Source organism: Burkholderia cepacia complex sp. TUM26381 (assembly GCF_057439935.1).
Map to the genome: position 1 here is coordinate 2,753,006 of NZ_CM172007.1, position 19,106 is coordinate 2,772,111.

The following is a 19,106-nucleotide window of genomic DNA, read 5'->3' on the forward strand; positions in this document are numbered from 1 at the left end:
GCGGGAAGCCTGTCGGCCGCCGGACGCGCAATGCGCTGGCGCCGGCGGCTTGCCGCTACTCCCGCCCATCCGTCCTCGACGGCGCTTGCCCCGTCATCGCGCCATCGACACCGGCCATTCGGCCGAATCGCCACGCCTCGTACCGGATGAAAGAATGACCGTTGGCCGGGAAATCGCGGTATCGCACGCCATCCCCGAACGGCAACCCAACGCTGAAAACCCTGCTGGCGGTGCTCAAGACCGTCGGCCTGCGCCTGTCCGTCGTCCCCGCGCAGCCCGCACGCGCTTGAGCGGCACCGTCCCGCTCACGGCCTGACCATCCACACGAGCAGCATCTCGGCGGGCGCGGCCGCCATCCCCGCCGGCGGATGCTCGATCGTCGGCTCGACCGCCAGCGCCTGCGCGATCGCCGCCGCATCGTCGATCGTCGTCGTGCGCACGATCGTCATCAGCCGGGCCGGCCGGTGTAGCGTCTCGCGATACAGCGCGCCGTACCACAGCGGCCGCATGCCGAGCGCGTCCTGCAGCACGTACGGATAACGCCACAGCCGCAGTACGAAGCGGCTTTCCGGATGGGCCGGATCGGCGCGGACGAACACGCGCCGCGTGCTTTCGCCATGCGTATAGCGCGGCAGCACGGGCAGCGCGTCGGCCGGCGCCTGCGGCGGCAGCCAGCGCAGCGCGGTGGCCGGCGACCACGGCGTCGCGCGCTGCCAGCCGGCCTGCGCGAGATGCCGGTCGAGCGTGTCCGACGTCGCGCTCCATTGCAGCGGCAGATACTCCTCGCGGTCGCCGCCGATCTCGGTGCGCCGCGTCGGCACGCGCTGCCATCCGCCGCGCAGCCACTGGTCGACGGTCATCGCGACCACGTCGCCGACATGCGGGCGCGACGCGCGATCGAGCTGCCATTGCGCGGGCACCGTCCATACCCCGGCCGTCGCGAGCACGACCACCACCGCGACGAGCGCGCCCCGCGGCTGCACCTGCTCGCGCACACGCCAGTACGCATAGGCGCCGGCAAGCAACGCGAACCAGGCCAGCCCGAGGCTCCAGCCGCCGAGCAGGCCCGACAACCAGGTATCGCCGACGTACAGCCGCGCGAACCCGCCAAGCACGATCCACAGCACGACCGCCGTCACGACCGGAATGCGCCACCGTGCTGGCCGGTCGCGCGTGAGCACCCAGCCGAGGCCGCTGCTCGCGAGGATCGCGAACGCGGCGTCGGCATCGGGCAGCGGCACGTGCAGCGCGCCGGGCGGCAGGCTCGCGGGCGTCGCGCCCGGTACGCCCGCGCCGAACGCCGGCACCAGCACGACGGCGACGCCGACCGTCGCAAGCCACCACGCGGCATTCAGCCAGCAGCGATGGATCATCAGCCAGACCAGAAACGCGGCCGCGACGATCAACCCCGTATCGTGCCCGTGCAGCACGGCAAGCGCACTCATCGCGGCATCGACGGGCGGCGTACGCAGGTTCTGCAGGAACGCAAACAACGCGATGTCCGCATGCATCAGCGGATCGTTCGCGACGACGTCCTGCACGATGCCCGCGAACAGCCACACGCAGCCGACGAACAGCAGCGCGAGCACGGGCACGGCGCCCGGCAGGCCACGCAAGTACGCGATCGCATCGTGCAGCCGCGCACCGAAGCGCGGCCAGCGGTGTGCGCATGCGTGCACGGCTTCGACGAGCACGCTGCGCAACAACGGCCAGCCGCGCCGCAGCGCGACGCGTACGCCGATCCACACGAGCGCGACCAGCGCGGCGACGACCAGCAGGATCGCGACGACCCGCACGCTGATCGCCGCGGCCAGCGCGGCCGACGCGCCGAACAAGATGCCAGGTGCGACGTGCACGGGCGCCCATACGAGGGCCGACACGACGTTGACCGGATAGAACGACCGGCGCGGCAGCGTCGCACAGCCGACGACCACCGGCACGACCGCACGCACCGGCGCAAGGAAGCGCGCGAGCACGATGCTCTTCATCCCGTGACGCAGCACGAACTCCTCGCCGCGCGCGTACGCGTTCGCATAGCCGAAGCGTGCCCACACATTGCGGATCATCCCGCGGTAATGCCGTCCGAGCTCGTAGCTGATCCCGTCGCCGATCACCGCGCCGACGGCCGCGACGCCGATCGCGGTCCACCCGTCGAGTGCGCCCGCGCCGATCAGCGCACCGGCCGCGAACATCACGGCGCCGGCCGGCACGACCGTGCCGATCAGCGCGATCGCCTCGGCGCACGCCGTCACGAACACGATCGCCAGCACGAGCAGCGGATGCGCGCCGATCGTCCCGATCCACGCGTGGATCGTGTCGCTCATGGCACGCACCGTGGCGAAACGATCCGGCGGACGAACACCGGGTCGGCGAGGGCATGGGGAACGGTCATGGCGAGGTGCGCGCGGTCGCGCCGGCGTGAACGGTCAATCGAACTCGTGCTGCCGCGCGTCGGCCTCGAGCGGCGCGTCGTGGTAGCCGACCGTCGCGATCTCCTGCAGATAGCGCGCGAGAAACGCGCCGATCGAGCCGGCGGCCTCGTATTGATGCACGTGACGGAATTCGTGGGTCAGCAGGCGGCGCGTGTCCTGCCCGCGCAGCACGTACACCGCATGACCGAGCGTGAGGCCGATCGTCCCCGGCGACAGCAGCCCCGTGTCGCGGGCAATCGCGGCCAGTGTGGAGGTCTCGGGAAACGGCATGCGGTCGACGATCACGAGGCGGACCCGCTCCGGCCGCGCAACGCCCACCGTGCGCGCGTCGTCGGCCTGCGCCGGCGTCAGCGGCGCGCCCTGCGCGATCCCGCGCGCCGCCTCCGCATCGGCCCATGCGATCGCAGCAGGCAGGGCGGACGGCAGGATATCGGCAAGGTCGATCATCGCGGGGCTCCTCGGCGGGTGGCGTGGCGAGTGCATTGGCATCGGGCACCAGTTTAGTCCCGAATCAGGACGGTTCGCGGAGCGGTTCCCGTGACGCCGTGCCGGCCCGCCCATTGCGCAGCAGTCACCCGGGAATACCCTGATCCGCAAGTGCTTCGCATCGTACCCTTTCCGGCTGATTATTTCGTTTCAGTACACATTCGGCTCCAAGCTATCTCGAAAATTTCCCGGATGAGTACCGTTTTTGGGTCCGACGGAATATATTGGTCAGAAGAACGGCCGCGGCGACAACCTGACAAGCAGTTCGCGGCGTCATCCCGAAGAGGGTCGCTAGATGATCAGGGTAATTCTGGCTGACGATCACGCAGTCATGCGGGACGGACTGCGTTACATCCTGGAAATGGCCGGCGGTTTCGAGATCGTCGGCGAGGCGAGCGACGGCTCGGCCACGCTCGCGCTGGCCGAACGCGCCGCTGCCGACGTGCTGCTGCTCGACCTCTCGATGCCCGCGCCGACCGGCATCGAGCTGATCCGCCTGGTCAAGCGCCATGCGCCGTCGCTGCGCACGCTCGTGCTGACGATGCACGCCGAGGCGCAATACGCGGCGCGTGCGTTCAAGGCCGGCGCCACCGGCTACCTGACGAAGGACAGCGCGACGGCCGAGCTCGTCGAGGCCGTCGGCAAGGTTGCGGCGGGCGGCGTGTACGTGAGCCCGTCCGCGGCCGAAAGCCTCGCGCGCACGTTGCGTGCGCCGGCTCAGACCTTGCCGCACGAACGGCTGTCCACCCGCGAGCTCGACGTGATGCGCCGCATCGTCGCGGGCCAGACCGTCACGCAGATCGCGTCCGAACTCGCGCTGAGCGCGAAGACGGTCAGCACGTACAAGACTCGGATCCTCGAGAAAATGGAATTGCCGCACGAAGCCGCACTGGTCCGCTATGCGGTGCGCCACGACCTCGACCCCGGCTCCGACGACGCATGACGACCGCCTTCCCCTTCCCGCCCGCGCCGCCGGACGACGACGATCCCGACGCGTCGCGCCTGTTCATGTCGTCGCTGCCGCCAGGCCGGCGCGAACGGCGGTTCGCGCTCGCGACCGTGCTCGTGTCGGCCGCGATCTTCGCCGTGCTCGCGCCGTTCGCGGGCATGCCGCTCGCGCCCGGCTGGGCATTCATTCCGGTGTACCAGTCGGCGATCGTCGTCAACGACATGGTGACGGCCGGCCTGCTGCTCGGCCAGTACGCGATCCTGCGCCAGAAGCCGCTGCTCGTGCTCGCGGGCGGCTACCTGTTCACGGGCTTCATGGCCGGCACGCACATGCTGACCTTTCCCGGCCTGTTCGCGCCGAAGGGCCTGCTCGGCGCCGGCGACCAGACCACCGCATGGCTGTACCTGTTCTGGCATGGCGGCTTTCCGCTGGCGGTTTCCGCCTATGCGCTGCTGCGCGCGACGTCGCGCGCACGCCCGATCCCGACCCCGCAGCGCCGTGCGGCGATTCCGGTGGTGTTCTGCATCGCGTCGGCGGTCGCCGCGACGGTCGCGCTCGCGCTGCTCGCGACCGCCGGCCACGACCTGCTGCCGCGCATCATGAACGGCAACCGGATGGCCGCGACGATGACGAACGCGATCACGGTCGTCTGGGGGCTGAACCTGATCGCGCTGATGCTGATGTGGTGGCAGCGGCGCCGCCATTCCGTGCTCGACCTGTGGGTGATGACGGTGCTCGTCGCGTGGCTGTTCGACATCGCGCTGTCGTCGATGCTGAATCACGGCCGCTACGATCTCGGCTTCTACGCAGGGCGCGCATACGGTCTCGTCGCGTCCGGCGTCGTGCTGTTCGCAATGCTGTTCGAGAACGGCCGGCTGCATGCGCAGACGGTGCGCGCGCTGGCCGGCGCACGTTACCAGCATCTGCTCGTCGTGCAGAAGAGCGCGCAGCTGAACGATGCGAACGAACGGCTCGAACAGCGCGTCGCCGCGCGCACCGCGCAACTGAGCGCGTCGAACCGCGACCTGCGGCGCGAAGTCGAGGAGCGCGTGCGCGCGGAGCGGGCGCTGCAGGCCTCGCGCGAAGAATTGCGCGAGATTGCCGCGATCAGCGCCAGCGCACGCGAAGCCGAGCAGCGCCGCATCGCGCGCGAACTGCACGACGAACTCGCGCAGACGCTCGCGACGCTGAAGAACGATCTCGAATGGCTGATCGACCGCGTACCGCAGGACGACGCGCAGCTCGCACGCAAGATCGCGGCGATGCATACGCTGGCGCGCGGCGCGGTGGCCGCGACGCGGCGCATCGCGTCCGACCTGCGCCCGCTGATGCTGGATGACCTCGGCTTCGCCGCGGCGATGCAATGGCTCGTGGAAGATTTCCGGCACCGTCACGGGATTGCGTGCTCGCTGCACGTCGAGCCGGCCGAGCTGCAACTCGACGAGCCGTATGCGACGGCCGTGTTCCGCATCGCGCAGGAAGCGCTGGCCAACATCGCACGGCACGCGGCCGCGTCGCATGCGAGCGTCGAACTCCTGTACGGCGGCGATGAGATCGCGCTGACGATCCGCGACGACGGCGCGGGATTCGATCCTGCCGTGCCGCGCAAGTCAGGTTCGTTCGGGCTGGTGGGATTGCGCGAGCGCGCGTATCTGGTCGGCGGCACGCTGCGGATCGCGACGACGCTCGGCGAAGGCACGACGGTCGAGGTCGAGATTCCGCTGACGCATGCGCCGGTGGCGGTCGCGCATGGCGGGAATGGGGGAGTGCGGATCGATCGCTGACCGAAGCGGCAATATCGGCGAATGCCGGCTGCCGCGTCGATCACGCATCAGTGGTAGTCATCTTCCCGTTGATGACGTACGGCGAGAATCGTGACTTGCTCGGCCGCTTCGATCTCGAACAGCAGGACATAGCCCGATGTGCCGAAGGACACGATCAGCTCGCGCAAAAACGGATTTCCATCGTCGATCTTGCGGCATGTGAACGGAAACATTCGCAGCATGGCGATACCGTGTTCGATCGCGTCCGCGGCGCGCGCCGCAGCATCCACATCACGTTCGAGCAGGTATCGATACATCCGGACCGGATCTTCACGCGCCGCACGCGTATATCGGACCTGATAGATCAACCGGCCGCCTTCGTTGCACGCGCAGCCTTCAGCATGCCCTCGAGTTCGGCCTGCACGTCGGCGGCATCGACGTATTCACCGGTACGACGCGCCTCGTCGCGCGATGCGAGGCCACGGGTCACAAACTCGCGCTGCAGGCGGCGGCGCGCAATACCATCGCGCAGCGCCGACTCCATGAACGCGGACAAGGTCTCGTTTTCCTCGAGGACCGACTCTGCCGCCTCCCGCAATTGCGGATCGACACGCAGCGCCGGCATGGTCGCGGTTTTCATCGCACACCCATGTATTACATATGTAATGCATGGTAGCACACCCGCTTTTTCGCGGGCAGTCGGCCATTCGGCCTAACCAACTTATCCGGAACCGCCATCCGGCGGGCGGCACGCTGCGGATCGCGACGACGCTCGGCGAAGGCACGACGGTCGAGGTCGAGATTCCGCTGACGCATGCGCCGGCGGCGGTCGCGCATGGCGGGAATGGGGTTCGCGGAGGTAGGCCGGGTGAATGCCGCAGGCGATGGAAAACGCCGGGGCGCGATGGCTTAGTCGACCGCCTTCGTCACACCTGCCACTTTCAACATGCGCTCGTGTTCCGCCTGAACGTTTGCAGCTTCGACATGTTCACCGGTCCGGCAACCACGATTCATTCGCTACCCGACACTTCGCGCTTGCCATCATCCCGTGGCAACAGGATTCGTACCGACCCTGGCGCGACGCTACAATTCGTCGCGGCCCTCGACATCGGCCGTTCCATTGCACCGGCCAACCGGATTCCACCCCATCGCCACGATGAAAACCCTCCGCAACTACGTCCTTTCCTTCTTCATCGTCGTGGTCGGCTGGCTTGCGGTATCGCTGCTGTGCTGGCCCACCCTGCTCGCGCTGCAGGCGCTGACGAAGATCCTGTTCATTCCGCATCCGGCCGGCAGCTACATCGGGCTCGGGTTCGTATCGACCGCCCGGCTCACGGATTTTCCGACCAGCTTCGTCGGCGCCTATTCGGTGCCGTTCATGAACGTGCCGCTCGGGTTCATCGCGATCGCCTGGTGGCTGGGCGTTGCGATCATCGTACCGACGACCTGCGCGCGATACCGCGTCATGGTGCGCGGCCGCCCGTCGGCACGGGCCGTCCTGTGGCGCGGGGCGCGCTCTTTGCTGGTCTTCACCGTCGCCGTGCTCGTCGTCGCGACGCCGTTCCTGCGTCGCTACGAGATCGTGACGCCGGATCACCTCTACGTGCGACACCTGTTCGACTGGCACGAACGCGCGTATCCGCTTGCATCGCTGCAGGCAATCCGCGTGGACAACCCCGGCGGCAGCCGCAGCATCATCACGTGGGATTTCATCTTCGACGGCGACAACCGCTTCACGACGACCGCGCCGGACATCCACGCGCTCAAATACCTGCTGTCGAACACGCACGCGTCGGCCAATTTCGCGGTCGTCGGGAACCAGGTGATGAAGCGGTAGCGCCGCCCGTCCTCACACCCGCGCCGCGACCATCCCCCGCTCCGACCGCGTCCACGCGACCAGCGCGCCGATCCCGAGCAACGCGAGGCACACGATCGGCACGATCATCGGCCCGAACGCGCTGCCCGTCACCTTGCCCGCGAACGGCATCAGGTTCTGGCTGAAGAAGCCGCCGAGGTTGCCGATCGAGTTGATCGCCGCGACGCTCGCCGCCGCCCGTGCGCCGGTGAAGTAACGCGGCGGCATCGACCAGAAGCACGGATACAGCAGCGGGATGCATGCACCGCCGAGCACGAGCGCGATGAAGCGCAGCGGCGTCGACGGCAACACGAGGCTCAGCAGGAAGCCGAGCGCGCCAAGCGCCGCGACGATCGCGATCGTGCGCAGGATGCTCTTCGCGCGGCGCAGCTTCGCCGGCAGCCACAGCAGCAGCAGCACCGCGAGCGCCCACGGCAGCATGCTCAGGAAGCCGTTCATGCTGCTCGACACGCCGAACGATTTCACGAGCGTCGGCAGCCAGTACGTGACGCCGTACAGCGACGTCGACATCAGCATGTAGGTGGCCGCGAACAGCATCACGCGCGGATCGAGCAGCGCCTTCCACGGCTGACCGTGTTCGGCCTGCGCCGGCTTCTCGCGCTCCAGCGCGGCCGCGACGATCTGCTTCTCGCGCTCGTCGAGGAACGGCGCTTCGCGGAACGATGCCGGCAGCACGCGGAACACGACGACCGCGACGATCACGGCCGGAATGCCTGTCGCAATGAATACCCATTGCCAGCCCGCGAGGCCCCACACGCCGTTCAGGCTCAGCAGCACGCCGCCGACCAGCGAGCCGAGCATGTTCGCGAGCGCGCTGCCGAGCGTGAAGATGCCGAGCACCTTCGCGCGGTAGCTCTGCGGAAACCACAGCGTCAGGTAGTAGATCACGCCCGGATAGAAGCCGGCCTCGGCGATGCCGAGCAGGAAGCGCAGCGAGCAGAACGCGGGCATCGACGTCGTGAAGCCCATCACCACCGTGATGAGGCCCCACGTCAGCATGATCCGCGCGAGCCACACGCGCGCGCCGTAGCGATGCAGCGCGAGCGTGCTCGGCACCTCGAACAGCAGGTAGCCGATGAAGAACAGCGACGACGCGAGCCCGAAGGCGGCCTCCGTCATCCCGAGGCTGTGCACCATCTGCAGTTTCGCGAAACCGACGTTCTGCCGGTCGATGAACGCGATCAGGAACATCACGACGAGGATGGGCAGCAGGCGCCGCGCCATCTTCGACATGATGCGCTGTTCTTCGGCGGACGCGGGGTCCAGGGTGTCGGTAGCGTTCACTTCAGGCTCCTTGCGTGAATCGGTTGCGTATCGGTTGAACCGGCGCCGCGCGCAGCGTGCGCGGGCGCAGGATGTCTCGTTGACGGAGCGGCCGCGCTCAGCCCGACCGGTAGTCGTCGAGCATCGGCGCGAACATCTCGTGCCACGCACGTGGCTTCGCCTTGATCGTGCCGGCGAGGTACAGGAATTCGACGTAGTCCATCAGCTGGTTCGGCAGCACCGAGAAGCGCGTGTCGGGTGCGGCGAGCATCCGCATCACGTCGTCGTGCGACACGCCGACGCCCGACGACGCCGCATACAGCGCGGCCGCCGCGCGCGGGTCCTGCGCGATCAGGCGGTTCGCTTCGTCGAGCGCGCCGAGAAACGCGACGGCCAGCGCGGGCTCCGTATCGACGAGCCGCTTCGGCGCGAACACGACGTCGAGCGTCATCGGGCCGAGCACGTCGACCGAGCTCACGACGCGGTGAATGCCCGGCTGCCGCAACTCGAGCGTCGAGAACGGCGGCGACGTGAAGTGCGCGGTCACGCCGTTCTCGCGGCGGATCAGCGCCTGCATCGCCTGCGGATGCGGGAGGTTCACGGTGATCGAATCGAGCTGCGCGAAATGCTTCGGGCCGAGTTGCCGGCCCGCGACCATCTGCAGCACGACCGCCGACAGCGACGTGCGGATGCCCGGCACCGCGATCCGGTCGGACGGCGTGAAGTCGCGCAACGACATGAGGCCCGGACGGTTCGCATTCAGCGACAGCGACGTGGTCGACAGCCCGCTGATGCCGATCACCTCGACATTCGGAATGCCGCGCGCCCGCGCCCACAGCTCGATGAAACCCGGTGCGCCGGCGCCTGCGAAATCGAGCGTGCCGGCCATCATCGCGTCGTTGACGGAGTTGCCGCCGTCGAGCAGCACCCAGTCGACCGCGACGTCGCGCACGCCGTGGCGCGCCGCGTGTTGCTCGAACAGCCGCTGCTTCTCCATCACGAGCAGCGGCAGGTACAGCACGCCATAGCCTTTGGAAATCCGGACCGTGCGCGGCTTCGCCCGCACGAGCGACGGTGCGGCGAGCACGCCGAGCCCGGCGGCGATCAGCGCGCGGCGCCGCGGCGACGCGGTCATGCGCGCCCCGCCGTGCGACGGACGGTGCACGGCCACGCGAAGGCCGCCGTCGCGCGGCGTCGCACGTTCGTCGCTCCCGTGACATGCTGCATGTTGCCGTCTCCTTGAATATTTCTGGTATTAATGCCGTCCTTGCCTGCTGCTTCCGGCTCGACACAGGTTATCGACCGAGTCTGAGAAAATGCTGACATCCCGGCCCCGGGAAAACCCCTAATCCACCTACCTGCAAAACGGCACCATGCGCATTCTCGTCGTGGAGGACGATGCCGAAATCGGCGCGGCGATCCGCAGCCGCCTGGCGCGGCTCGGCCACGCGGCCGATCTCGAAACCGACGGCGCGACCGCGAACGGACTGCTGCGCGTCGAGCGCTTCGACCTCGTCGTGCTCGATGCGAACCTGCCCGGCATGGACGGCTTCACGGTCTTGCGCCACCTGCGCGCGTCGGGCAGCACGACGCCCGTGCTGCTCGTCACCGCGCGCTCGGCGATCGACGACCGCGTGAGCGGCCTCGGCCTCGGCGCCGACGACTACCTCGTGAAGCCGTTCGACTATCGCGAATTCGACGCGCGCGTGCAGGCGCTCCTGCGCCGCAACAGCGGCCATGCGAACGACGTGCTGACGCTCGGCGGCCTCGTGATCGACCGCAGCAGCCGCCTGGCGGAGCTCGACGGCCAGCCGCTGTCGCTGTCGCGCCAGGAGTTCGCGCTGCTCGAAATCCTCGCGAGCCGGCCGCAGCGCATCTTCTCGAAGGACGAACTGCTGAACCAGCTGTTCAGCTTCGGCAACGAGCCGACCGCGAACGCGGTCGAGCAATACGTGACGCGCGTGCGCAAGAAGCTGCAGGGCAGCTCGGTCGAGATCCGCACCGCACGCGGGATGGGGTATCAGATTGCCGCGCATTGACTGGTTCCCGAAGACGCTGTTCGGGCGGACGCTGCTTTTCATCGCGCTGGTCGTCGCGACCGGCGCGCTCGCGCTCGCGGCGATCGCGCGCTACTACGCGGGCGTCGCGGCCGAACGCGCCTACGACCAGTTGCTGGCAGGCGCATCGATCCAGGTCGCGGAGAATCTCTACGTACAGGGCGGCGTACTCGCGCTGAATCCGCCCGTCGCCGCACTGTCGACGCTGTCGCGCTACGACCTCGTCTATTACAAGGTCGTCGATTCGCGCGGCATCGTCGTGGCCGGCTACAACGATCTCGCGAGCCCCGCGACGCTCGCCGCCGCGAAACAGGGCCCCGCATTCGCGAATGGCGTCTACCAGGGGCACCGCATCCGCACCGCGACGATCGCACGCTACATGCCCGAGGAAAGCACGCCGGGCTGGGCGCTCGTGACGGTTGCGCAAACCACCCACGCGCGCCAGCAGCTCACGAACGACATGAGCATCAAGGTGTGGACGCTGATCCTGCTGATGAGCGTGCTCGCGATCGGCGCAAGCGGTCTCGCGATCCGGCGCGGCCTGCGCCCGCTCGCGCAGATCGGCACGATCATCGCCTCGCGCGATCCGGCCGACCTGCGGCCGGTGGCCGTCGATACGCCGAGCGAGATCGACGCGATCATCGGGTCGATCAACGGGCTGATGCGCCGCCTCGCCGAACGCATCAACGCGATGCAGCGCTTCATCGCCGACGCCGCGCACCAGATGCGCACGCCGCTTGCGCGGCTCGACGCGCAGATCGAGCTGCTCGACGGCGAATCCGATCCCGCGCGTCACGCGGCGCGGCTCGATGCGCTGCGCGCGACGTCGTCGGACGTCGGCCGGCTCACCGGGCAGTTGCTCAATCATGCGATGGTGATTCATCGCACCGAGGTCGTGCCGCTGCAACCCGTCGAACTCGTCGCGCTCGCGAAGGAGGTGCTGGGCCGCACGATTCCGCTCGCGGGCGAGCGCGACGTGGCCGTTGCGTTCGCGAGCGATGCGTCGCTGGCATGGATCGACGGCGACGCGATCAGCCTGCAGGAAGCGCTGTCGAACGTGCTGCACAACGCGCTGCTGCACGGTCATGCGGACGACATCGTCGTGTCGGTCGCAACCACGGGCAATGCCGACGGCGCGGTCACGATGACGGTGACCGACAACGGCCGCGGGATCCCGCGCGAGCATTGGGAAGCAGCACTGCAACCGTTCGTGCGGATCGCGCCGGACGGCAGCGAGCGGCGCACGGGGTCGGGCCTCGGGCTGGCGATCGTGCAGGAAGTGATGAAGGCGCACGGCGGGCGCGTGGGGTTCGCGTTTCCCGATGCGGGCGGGTTTTCGGTGGTGCTGACGTTCCCGCGCGCAGCGGGAACCGACGCGAAAAAGGCATAAGCCGTCGAATCAGTGCCGTGCCACGCGCAGCCGACGCTCAGTCGTCGTTGCCGTCGTCGAACCGGTTGCGCTCCGCATGCCGCGCCACCAGCTCGTCCAGTTCGTCGTACCGGCGATCGCAGAACAACCGGCACAACGTATCGACATCCGCGCGCGCGTCGACGTCGATCGTGTCGACGTGCTGCTCCAGCTTGCCCTTCCCGATCCCGAAGAGACCCTTCTTCATCCGCATGGACAGCGCATTCAGCTGGAAGCCGTCCGAATGCGCGTCGCTCAATGCAGTCACCCACAGCTCGCGCTGATCGTCGGCCTGCTGCAGCACGAGCGCCGGAAACGGGCCGTCCTGCGTCTCGTTCCATTCAACGTGCTGGGCCGCCCACGGGAACGCATCGAAGGCATGAACGAACGACGCATAGTCGGTCGCGCCTTGCTGATCGAGCTGATTGAAATCGTAGCCGACTTTCTGGATGGAGTAGGTCAACATGACGCGGCAGCCCCCGTGGCGTTCGAGATCAGGAGACCGTCAATCTACCCTGAATTTCGGTATCCGTGATGATTTTCCCGCGCCGCTCATGAACGCGCATTCGTGGTCGCAGCACATGGATCTTCGACGTAACGGCGCGCCAGCCCGACGAGCTCGCGCTTCAGTTTCGGATCCGTCAGCAGCCCGCGCCGGGCCGCGTTGTGCACGACGCCTTCGAGCGCAGACGACAGCACCTGCGCGGTCAACGTGTCGGCCTTGACCGGTGCACGCCCGCGGCACGCGGCAACGATCAGCGCATACCGGCGCAAATATTCCTTCTGGAACGTGTCGTAAGCATCCTTCGCACCGCCCGGATCGGGAAGATCGAGCAGCACCCGGTGCAGCGCGGGGTAATCGCAGTGCGCGGCGATCAGATCGCCGATCAGGCCTTCGAGCCGGCGCCCGGCGCTCGCCCGGCGGTCATGCGCGCGCTGCAGCACGGCGAGCACGTCGTCGAAATGGCGACGCCGGATCGCATCGACCAACGCGAGCTTGTTCGGGAAATACTGATACACGGAGCCGATGCCCACGCCGGCGACCTGCGCGACCTCGTTGGTCGTGAATCCCGCCCAACCGTGCCGGTCCAGAACGCGAGCCCCGGCCGTCACGATCACGTCCACCGTCGCGCGCGAGCGGGCCTGGCGCGGGGCTTTCCGCATCGCGGCGGCCGCCCCGGAAACGCGAGTGGACATGCGGACTCCGACTGAAAATAATGGTGGCGAAGCTCACATATTACGTGAAACCGACAAGGAAACGACCATGAGCGCGAACGCACTCCTGTCCCGCATGCTGCGCTACCAGGCATGGGCCCATGACGAAATGCTCGAGGCCGTGTCGGCGCTCGACCCGGTGCAGCACGCGGACACGCGCCATCTCGCGCTGCGGCTGATGAATCATTGCCTCGTCGTGAACCGGATTTTTGCCGCGCACCTGAGCGGCGAGCGTCATGGGTTCGCGTCCGACAACACGCCTGAAACGCCCGAACCCGATGCGCTGCGCGCGGCATTTGCCGCGCTCGATCGCTGGTACCTCGACTATGTCGAGACCGCTACGCCCGACATGCTGTCCGAGTCGATTCCGTTCGCCTTCACCGACGGCGACAACGGCGCCATGACGCGCGAAGAGATGCTGACCCATGTCGTCACGCACGGCGGCTACCATCGCGGCGAAGTCGGCAGACTGATGATCCAGGCGGCCGCGCGCTCGGCGCAGGATATCAGGCTCCCGTGGGACACCTACGCCGTTCACCTGCACCGGACAGAGCCCGGGCGCAGGCGTCAACGCCGGATCGACGACGCGAAACCGGCGAATGCCGGGCGATGAAGGCGGTACGCCCGCTACGCCGCCACCGCCTCCCCGCCCAGGTACGCATCGCGCACGCGCTCGTCGTCGAGCAGCGCTTTCGCGGGCCCTTCGAGCACGACGCGCCCCGTCTGCAGCACGTACCCGTAATGCGCGATCTCGAGCGCAAGGCTCGCGTTCTGCTCGACCATGAACACCGTCACGCCCTGCTTGTTGATCGCGTCGATCAGTTCGAGCACCTTGTCGACGTAAAGCGGCGACAGCCCCATCGTCGGCTCGTCCATGCAGATCAGCTTCGGCCGCGCCATCAGCGCACGCGCCATTGCGAGCATCTGCTGCTCGCCGCCCGACAGCGTGCCCGCGCGCTGCGTCAAGCGCTCGCGTACCCGCGGAAACAGGTCGAGCACGCGCTCGACATCCTCGGCCACGGCCGCGCGATCGCCACGCGTGTAAGCCCCCATCAGCAGGTTTTCGCGCACGCTCATGTCGCCGAACAGCCGCCGCGCCTCGGGCACGGCCGCGATCCCGCGCCGCACGCGCTGCGGCGTCGCGAGCGTCGTCACGTCGTCGCCGTCGAAACGCACGACGCCGCGGCGCGGCCGCATCAACCCGAGAATCAGCTTCATCGTCGTCGACTTGCCGCTCGCGTTGCCACCGAGCAGGCTGACGATCTGCCCGCGGCCGACGGCGAAGTTCACGTCGAAATGCACCTGCACGGGCCCGTAGTACGTGTCGAGGTGTTCGAGTTTCAGCAGCGCGTCGGTCATCGTCGTATCGGATCGGGAAGAAAGCAGGGTCATGCTGCGGCCTGCGCGGGACGATCGGCCGGCGCGCCGCCCGCATGGCGGCGGCCGAGATAGGCTTCGATCACGCGCGGATCGTGCCGCACGTCGCGCGGCGCACCTTCGGCGATCTTCACGCCGTTGTCGAGCACCATCACGCGGTCGGACACGCGCATCACGAGTTCGAGCTTGTGCTCGATCAGCAGGATCGTCAGGCCACGCGCCTTCAGCGACTGGATCAGCTGCAACATCTCGGCCGTTTCCGTCTCGTTCATCCCGGCCGTCGGTTCGTCGAGCAACAGCAGGCGCGGATGCAGCGCGAGCGCGCGGCCGATCTCCACGCGCCGCCGGTTCGCATACGACAGGCTGTGTGCCGGATGATCGATGCGCGGCGTGAGCCGTTCGCCGAACCCCGCGACGATCGCGCGCGCTTCTTCGCGCAATGCGGCCTCCTCGCGCCGTACCGACGCGGGCCGCACGAGCGCACGCAGCACCTCGGCCGCCGCGCCCAGCGCGGGCCAGCCGGGCCGCGCCGCCCGCAGCCGCGCATGCGCGCCGATCAGCACGTTGTCGAGCACGCTCAGGTTGCCGAACACGCGGCCGTGCTGGAACGTGCGCGCAATACCGAGCGCCGCCAGCCGTTCGGGCGCCGTGCCCGTGATGTCGCGGCCGTCGAACGTCACGCGGCCCGCATCGGGCCGGTCGGCGCCCGCGATCAGGTTGAACAGTGTCGACTTGCCGGCGCCGTTCGGCCCGATCACGCTCAGCAGCTCGCCGTCGGCGAGCGTCAGGCTCGCGTCGTCGAGTGCGGTCACGCCGTCGAAGCGGCGCGTCAGGCCCTGCACGTCGAGCAAGGGTTGGGGGGTCGTCATCGCATTCCCTCTTACACCGTACCGAGCAGGCCCTGCGGCCGGAACCGCACGAGCAGCAGCAGCACGAGGCCGTAGATCAGCATCCGGTAGTCGGCCGCCCAGCGGAACAGTTCGGGCAGCCCGATCAGCGCGATCGCGCCCGCGATGCTGCCGGGCACGTTGCCGAGCCCGCCGAGGATCACCATCGTCAGCGCGAGGATCGATACCTGCGAATCGAAGGTCTGGTGATTGATGTAGCTGTACAGGTGCGCGGCAATGCCGCCGCTCACGCCGGCCGCGACACCGCCGACCGCGAACGCGATCGCCTTGTAACGGTTCGGCGCGATGCCGTGCGCCCGCGCGGCGACATCGTCCTCGCGCACCGCGCGCAGCGTGCGACCCAGATGCGAGCGCAGCAGCCGCGCTTGCACGAGCGCAAACCCGGCGAGCACCGCGAACGTGAACCAGTACACGGCGCGCGCGGTCGTCGCCCACGGCAGCGGCGCGATGCCGGTGATGCCGAGCGGGCCGCGCGTCAAGCCGTCCCAGTTCAGGATCACGAGGCTCACCACTTCACCGATGCCGAGCGTCGCGATCGATACATAGTGCCCGCGCAGCCGGAATGCCGGATACACGAGCAGCGTGCCGAGCACAGCCGTGATGACGCCCGCACACGGGATCGTCACGGCCGGCGGCCAGCCGAGATCCGACGACAGCAACGCCGACGCATACGCGCCGATCACGAGCAGTGCGGCATGGCCGAGCGAAATCTGCCCGACCGTGCCCGCGACGAGCGTGAGGCTCAGCGCGAGCAGCCCGTACAGCCACGCGTTGGTCAGCGTCTGCAGCACATAGGGCGACGCGCCGAGCCACGGCAGCACGGCCGCCAGCGCGATCAGCGCGACGAGCACCGGACGCGGCACGCGCACGGCTTTCGCGGCCGCGAGGAACGTGCCCGTCATCGGCTCGGGCGGCAGCGCGCGGTTCGCGCTGAACAGGCCGTTCGGCCGCCACACGAGGAACACGATCAGCAGCCCGAATGCGAACAGGTCGCGATAGCTCGTGCCGAACAGCGCGACGCCGTAGCTTTCGACGAGGCCGAGCAGCAGGCTGCCGGCGATCGCGCCCGGCACGTTGCCGAGCCCGCCGATCAGCAGCGCGACAACGCCCTTCAGCGTCGCCTGGAAACCCATCGCCGGATCGATGCTGTTGTAGTACATGCCGACCAGCAGCCCGCTCACGCCGCCGAGCGCGCATGCGATCGCGAATACGGTCTGGTTCACACGATCGACGTCGACGCCCATCTGCAGCGCCGCATCGCGATCCTGCGCGGTCGCGCGCACGGCCTGGCCGAGCCGCGTGAAACGCAGGAAGCCGTACAGCAGCGCGGCCGCCGCGATACCGATGCCCGCGATCAGCAGGTCGAGCGAGCCGAGCGTCGCGCCGGCGATCCGCACGTGCCAGTCGGGCAGCGGCGTCGGCACCGCGCGCGGGTCCGCGCCGAATGCGAGCTGCGCGAGCTGGTCGAGGATGAAGCTGATGCCGATCGTCGCGAGCAGCGGCGCGATGCGCGCCGCATGGCGCAGCGGCCGCAGCCCGATCCGCTCGATCGCGACGCCGAGCGCGCCGCAGCCGGCGACGACCGCCGCCAGTGCGACCGGCAGCGGCAGCCCGAAGCGCGTCAGGCACAGCCAGCCGATGAACGCGCCGACCATGTAGACCGAGCCATGCGCGAAGTTGATCAGGTGCGACACGCCGAAGATCAGCGCGAGCCCGACCGCGAGCAGCGCGTAGATGTTGCCGACGATGAGGCCGTTGAGCGTGTAGTCGAGCCAGGAAGCCATCACGATGCGTCCGTCACTTGCATGCGGTTCATGTCGGGTTCAGCGCGCCGCGAGCTGCGGCTTCGCGCCATCCCACAGCGCCCACTGCCCCTGCTTCACGACCAGGTACACGGTGCGCGCGCCTGCAACACGGCGTGTCTGCGGATCGAAGCGCACCTTGCCGAAGATCACGCTCGGCACGTCGCCGACCTTCGCGAAGCCGTCGTGCGCGGCCTGGCGCGTCGTGCCGTAGCGGCGCAGCACTTCCGCCGACAGGATCAGCGCGTCGTACGCACGCGCGACGAACGAATCGGGATCGGCATGGAATTTCGCGCGATAGCGCTGCACGAACGCCTGCACCTCGGGGCGCGGCTCGGCCGGGAAGAAGTTCGATTCCGTGTAGACGCCTTCGACGGCCGTGCCGCCCAGCTCGAGAAACTTCGGCGAATACACGGAGCCGACCGCCGCGATCGGCAGCGTGACGCCCGACGTGCGCGCCTGCCGCACGATCTGCGCGCCGTCCGCGTAGTACGAGATCAGCACGATCGAATCGGGCTTCGACGCGCCGATCCGCACGAGCGTCGAGCGGAAATCCTTCTCGGCCGGCTGGTAGCCCTCGGCCGCGACGACCTGCGCGCCGAGCCCGGCGACCGCCTTCGCGAAGATGTCCTTGCTGGTGCGGCCCCAGTCGGTGTTCAGGTACAGCACCGCGATCCGCTTGAAGCCGAGTTCCTTCACCGCATAGCGTGCGAGCAACGGCTGTTCTTCGGCCTGGCTCAGCGCGGTGCTCCACAGATAGTCGCCGCCCTTCGTGAAATCCGGATGCGAATTCGTAAAGCCGAACTGCACCAGCTGGCCGCGCTGATAGATCGGCGACGCGGCCATCGACGTCGCGCTCGAGAAGTCACCCAGCTCGATCGCGATGCGCGGATCGGCGACGAACTTCTGCGCGATCGCCACTGCCTGACGCGGGTCGCTGCGGCTGTCCTGGAAGTCGATCGCGAGCGGCCGGCCGTGAATGCCGCCGCTGCCGTTGATCTCGTCGAGCGCGAGATCGAAGCCGCGCTTCCATTGTTCGCCGTATTGCGCGTCCTGTCCCGTCAGCGGCCCGCTCACGCCGACCACCACCGGCTCGCCCGACACGCCCGCCGCGAGCGCGCCGCCGGCCGACAAACTCCATGCGGCAGCGAGCGCCGCCACCGTGCCCAGTACGCGCCGCCATGCGCCGCGTGTGTCGTTCCCCGAAACGTTCATGCGTCCCCCAGCTTCAATCGGTCGAAAAGAGTGAGGGCATGTAACCATCCGGTTCAGGACGATCCAACGAAGTTTTGCGCATATCGATATCGCGTGCGACGCGAAGCGGATCACATACGCGAACGGTCATCCGTTCGACCCGCTTTGCACGCTGCATCGACATACGTCGCATCGCGTTGATTCGATGGGTGTTTCCTTCGAGTCGCCCCACACATTCGGTGCGCATGCGTGTGCAACCGGCCACCGCAGCAATCACACGCTTCGCAGTTTTCACGCTGTCGATAGCAAAAATCATTATATGAATCACGCATGCTCACACTCCTACAATGCACAAATTGCATCATCGGAACGCGTC

General features: G+C 68.2%; 19 protein-coding genes and 1 pseudogene. 7 read left to right on the plus strand and 13 right to left on the minus strand.

Features of this window, described 5'->3' with window-relative positions:
• Nucleotides 1-173: 173 nt before the first annotated feature.
• Nucleotides 174-290: pseudogene (locus ACWMMN_RS29040) on the plus strand (helix-turn-helix domain-containing transcriptional regulator); the annotation flags it as partial.
• Between the two features lie 15 nt (nt 291-305).
• Here ACWMMN_RS29040 and ACWMMN_RS29045 read toward each other — a convergent pair.
• Both ACWMMN_RS29045 and ACWMMN_RS29050 read right to left on the minus strand, forming a co-directional pair.
• Complete coding sequence (locus tag ACWMMN_RS29045; protein ID WP_486423485.1) at nt 306-2,324, minus strand: VTT domain-containing protein; 2,019 nt, start codon at nt 2,322-2,324, stop codon at nt 306-308.
• A 102-nt stretch (nt 2,325-2,426) separates the two neighbouring features.
• Nucleotides 2,427-2,879, minus strand: coding sequence for a hypothetical protein (locus ACWMMN_RS29050; RefSeq protein ID WP_059237566.1), 453 nt, complete (start codon nt 2,877-2,879; stop codon nt 2,427-2,429).
• 334 nt (nt 2,880-3,213) lie between these two features.
• On the opposite strand from ACWMMN_RS29050, the gene ACWMMN_RS29055 reads away from it, so the two are divergent.
• Nucleotides 3,214-3,861 (plus strand): response regulator, encoded by a 648-nt coding sequence (locus ACWMMN_RS29055; protein ID WP_059237567.1) that lies wholly within the window; start codon nt 3,214-3,216, stop codon nt 3,859-3,861.
• On the plus strand, nt 3,858-5,651 hold the full coding sequence (locus ACWMMN_RS29060; protein ID WP_486423486.1) for an MASE4 domain-containing protein: 1,794 nt from the start codon (nt 3,858-3,860) through the stop codon (nt 5,649-5,651). Before ACWMMN_RS29055 ends, ACWMMN_RS29060 begins: the two co-directional genes overlap by 4 nt.
• A gap of 47 nt (nt 5,652-5,698) precedes the next feature.
• On the opposite strand, the gene ACWMMN_RS29065 is transcribed toward ACWMMN_RS29060, so the two are convergent.
• Nucleotides 5,699-5,998, minus strand: a complete 300-nt coding sequence (locus tag ACWMMN_RS29065) for a type II toxin-antitoxin system RelE/ParE family toxin (protein WP_174992848.1) — start codon at nt 5,996-5,998, stop codon at nt 5,699-5,701.
• A complete protein-coding gene (locus ACWMMN_RS29070; RefSeq protein WP_059237569.1) occupies nt 5,995-6,270 on the minus strand; it encodes a YlcI/YnfO family protein in 276 nt (91 codons plus the stop codon). Before ACWMMN_RS29070 ends, ACWMMN_RS29065 begins: the two co-directional genes overlap by 4 nt.
• Nucleotides 6,271-6,786: 516 nt before the next feature.
• Here ACWMMN_RS29070 and ACWMMN_RS29075 point away from each other — a divergent pair.
• Nucleotides 6,787-7,467, plus strand: a complete 681-nt coding sequence (locus ACWMMN_RS29075; protein WP_342705766.1) for a hypothetical protein — start codon at nt 6,787-6,789, stop codon at nt 7,465-7,467.
• A 12-nt stretch (nt 7,468-7,479) separates the two neighbouring features.
• On the opposite strand, the gene ACWMMN_RS29080 is transcribed toward ACWMMN_RS29075, so the two are convergent.
• Complete coding sequence (locus tag ACWMMN_RS29080; RefSeq protein WP_256086728.1) at nt 7,480-8,790, minus strand: MFS transporter; 1,311 nt, start codon at nt 8,788-8,790, stop codon at nt 7,480-7,482.
• 97 nt (nt 8,791-8,887) lie between these two features.
• Complete coding sequence (locus ACWMMN_RS29085; RefSeq protein ID WP_059240806.1) at nt 8,888-9,904, minus strand: ABC transporter substrate-binding protein; 1,017 nt, start codon at nt 9,902-9,904, stop codon at nt 8,888-8,890.
• Between the two features lie 238 nt (nt 9,905-10,142).
• Between ACWMMN_RS29085 and ACWMMN_RS29090 the strand changes: the two genes are divergently transcribed.
• Both ACWMMN_RS29090 and ACWMMN_RS29095 read left to right on the plus strand, forming a co-directional pair.
• Nucleotides 10,143-10,808, plus strand: a complete 666-nt coding sequence (locus ACWMMN_RS29090) for a response regulator transcription factor (RefSeq protein WP_059237572.1) — start codon at nt 10,143-10,145, stop codon at nt 10,806-10,808.
• The gene (locus tag ACWMMN_RS29095) at nt 10,795-12,216 is read left to right on the plus strand and encodes a sensor histidine kinase (RefSeq protein ID WP_174992851.1); all 1,422 of its coding nucleotides are present in this window, start codon (nt 10,795-10,797) and stop codon (nt 12,214-12,216) included. The genes ACWMMN_RS29090 and ACWMMN_RS29095 overlap by 14 nt, the downstream gene beginning before the upstream one ends.
• 37 nt (nt 12,217-12,253) lie before the next feature.
• Here the strand turns inward: ACWMMN_RS29095 and ACWMMN_RS29100 are convergent, their stop codons facing one another.
• The gene (locus ACWMMN_RS29100; RefSeq protein ID WP_174992852.1) at nt 12,254-12,700 is read right to left on the minus strand and encodes a hypothetical protein; all 447 of its coding nucleotides are present in this window, start codon (nt 12,698-12,700) and stop codon (nt 12,254-12,256) included.
• A gap of 86 nt (nt 12,701-12,786) precedes the next feature.
• Nucleotides 12,787-13,431 carry a TetR/AcrR family transcriptional regulator gene (locus ACWMMN_RS29105; protein WP_342705762.1) on the minus strand — a complete coding sequence of 215 codons (645 nt, stop codon included), beginning with the start codon at nt 13,429-13,431 and terminating at the stop codon, nt 12,787-12,789.
• Here ACWMMN_RS29105 and ACWMMN_RS29110 point away from each other — a divergent pair.
• Nucleotides 13,430-14,062 (plus strand): DinB family protein, encoded by a 633-nt coding sequence (locus tag ACWMMN_RS29110; RefSeq protein ID WP_486424104.1) that lies wholly within the window; start codon nt 13,430-13,432, stop codon nt 14,060-14,062. The genes ACWMMN_RS29105 and ACWMMN_RS29110 overlap by 2 nt on opposite strands.
• A gap of 14 nt (nt 14,063-14,076) precedes the next feature.
• On the opposite strand, the gene ACWMMN_RS29115 is transcribed toward ACWMMN_RS29110, so the two are convergent.
• From ACWMMN_RS29115 to ACWMMN_RS29135, 5 genes are read right to left on the minus strand one after another with little or no spacing between them, the layout of a single operon-like run.
• Nucleotides 14,077-14,841, minus strand: a complete 765-nt coding sequence (locus ACWMMN_RS29115) for an ABC transporter ATP-binding protein (RefSeq protein ID WP_486423487.1) — start codon at nt 14,839-14,841, stop codon at nt 14,077-14,079.
• On the minus strand, nt 14,838-15,695 hold the full coding sequence (locus tag ACWMMN_RS29120) for an ABC transporter ATP-binding protein (RefSeq protein WP_340625297.1): 858 nt from the start codon (nt 15,693-15,695) through the stop codon (nt 14,838-14,840). Before ACWMMN_RS29120 ends, ACWMMN_RS29115 begins: the two co-directional genes overlap by 4 nt.
• 11 nt (nt 15,696-15,706) lie before the next feature.
• Nucleotides 15,707-17,518, minus strand: coding sequence for an ABC transporter permease (locus ACWMMN_RS29125; RefSeq protein WP_486424105.1), 1,812 nt, complete (start codon nt 17,516-17,518; stop codon nt 15,707-15,709).
• Nucleotides 17,519-17,557: 39 nt separating this feature from the next.
• Nucleotides 17,558-18,751, minus strand: a complete 1,194-nt coding sequence (locus ACWMMN_RS29130) for an ABC transporter substrate-binding protein (RefSeq protein ID WP_059237580.1) — start codon at nt 18,749-18,751, stop codon at nt 17,558-17,560.
• A gap of 13 nt (nt 18,752-18,764) precedes the next feature.
• The gene (locus ACWMMN_RS29135) at nt 18,765-19,046 is read right to left on the minus strand and encodes a hypothetical protein (protein WP_340625299.1); all 282 of its coding nucleotides are present in this window, start codon (nt 19,044-19,046) and stop codon (nt 18,765-18,767) included.
• Nucleotides 19,047-19,106: the final 60 nt, after the last annotated feature.